The sequence below is a fragment of the Nostoc sp. 2RC genome (genome assembly GCF_014222165.1).
Classification (GTDB): domain Bacteria; phylum Cyanobacteriota; class Cyanobacteriia; order Cyanobacteriales; family Nostocaceae; genus Nostoc; species Nostoc linckia.
The window spans coordinates 1-1,795 of the sequence record NZ_JACKZU010000666.1; the positions used below are offsets into that span (position 1 = coordinate 1).

1 protein-coding gene is annotated in these 1,795 nt (G+C 40.8%); it reads right to left on the reverse strand.

Going from position 1 to position 1,795, the window contains the following annotated elements:
• Window positions 1-287 precede the first annotated feature (287 nt).
• Window positions 288-1,538, reverse strand: a complete 1,251-nt coding sequence (locus GNE10_RS34290; protein WP_185570476.1) for a bifunctional sterol desaturase/short chain dehydrogenase — start codon at window positions 1,536-1,538, stop codon at window positions 288-290.
• Between the last annotated feature and the right edge of the window lie 257 nt (window positions 1,539-1,795).

Sequence of the window (1,795 nt, forward strand, 5' to 3'; positions counted from 1 at the left end):
GGGGACGCGGAGATGGGGGGATGCGGGCAGTTTGGAATAATTGAGTGATTATCGGAACTTGAGGTAACAACTGTTCTACAGTTCCTAAGCATCCTTGTTTTTTTAAACACAGTATTACTCTCCCTGTTGTGAGTACTTTAATTAGTACATTTATATTACAGTAGAGTTGCTATCTTTCCTTGGGGAACTCCAAAAAATAAATTATTCCGCTTCAAGCGTTGAGTGTTAACCGTCAACACTCAACACTCAACACTCTTCTATGGAATATTTTGTTGTTTGAAAGTGCCTTACTCACCCTTGCCTCTGCGGCTAAAAACTCTGTAATATAACCAAGTACTAGTTTCCTTCAAGGGAAACAGCACATAAGTCAGAGGATTAATTGTCACAATAATATCTCGCAAGTCTCGCTTGGCTAAAAACAATACCACACGCGCTACTTGCTGTGCAGACATTACTCCATAAGGGTTAAGCTGGCTTTTAAAGGGGCCGAGAATTAACTTGCGAATGATGCAATTGCCATCCAAGCGCTTGAGGGTGACAATATCTCCTAGCGCTCGTTTGCTGAGTTCATAAAGAGGACTCAGCGCTGGGGATACCTCAGCCTCGGAGGTGTTCACCCAAATTTCTTTGGTTGCTTTGGCTTGTGGCCCTGTAACAGTGGCTAAAAATATATCTATCAACCGCAATGCAGAAAAAGTATTCACTTCATAGGAAGAGTTGATAGCATCCGGTGTACGGTCAGTGTAGACGTTGACTCCGTGGTTGATAATTAAAATATCGATTTTTTCTAAACTTTCCTTTAGCTCGGCTTCATTGCCTAATTGCCAAGGAATCACCTTTACTCCAGTTTGCTCGGCTAATTTTTCTGGATTTGTGGTTAATGCTACAACTTTGGCATTACACTTGACAAGTTCAGTGGTTAATGCTTGTCCCAAAGCTCCTGAGGCTCCGGTTAAAGCTACGGTTTTACCTTTGACGGATAGGGCTGTTCCCAATATTTTATCTACTAAAGGAAAGACACCACTGTAATAAGCGTTGACATCATCAAAATGGTGTCGCCAGTGATAAGACCGATTTACCAACCAAGTGGATGGAATGGTTTCTAAAGGGCCTGGTAAGTGATTGTAGTCTGTGTCAATTTTTCCTTGGAAATAGCGCACACAAGCACCATACAAAAAGGTGCAACTATAAGCTACTCCCAGCCATAAGCCTGGTTGTCGGACAATTAAGGCAATTAAGGCACAGGCGACTACTAGTAAGCTCGATTCTAAAATATCGTGATAAAGCTGAGATTCTTGGTAAATTTTTAAAGAAACAACCGATAAATCTCGACGATAAGCCATGTGATGCTTATTGTGCAATTTTCCAAGCCAATTTACTTGATGGCACAAAGCATGGTAAGCATCTCTTAAAATCTCAGCAATTAAAAGCGAGAACAGCCCCCAAGCAATAAACTGTAAGCAGGCGTTGACTAAAACCCAATTTATCTGTAAATTAGCCCCAATTTGAATCAAGCTTTGTGCAAATATTTTTATCATGTTTGTTGACACTCGTTTTTCTTAATCATTCTTCATGATGGATTAAGGTCGAGTTTAGAGCAAACAAAATTTCAAAATTCTGTGTATTACAGGCATTTTTAGGTAAATAGACCTTATACCGATTCAAAAAATGTTTGCGACAGATACCCCACCCGCCTGACGGCACCCTCCCCTTAGCAAGGCTACGGTGTACACACAAGTACTATCTGTAAGGGTTTCAAGCCGTAAAGACCATTTTAACTGTCATTACGAGCGAA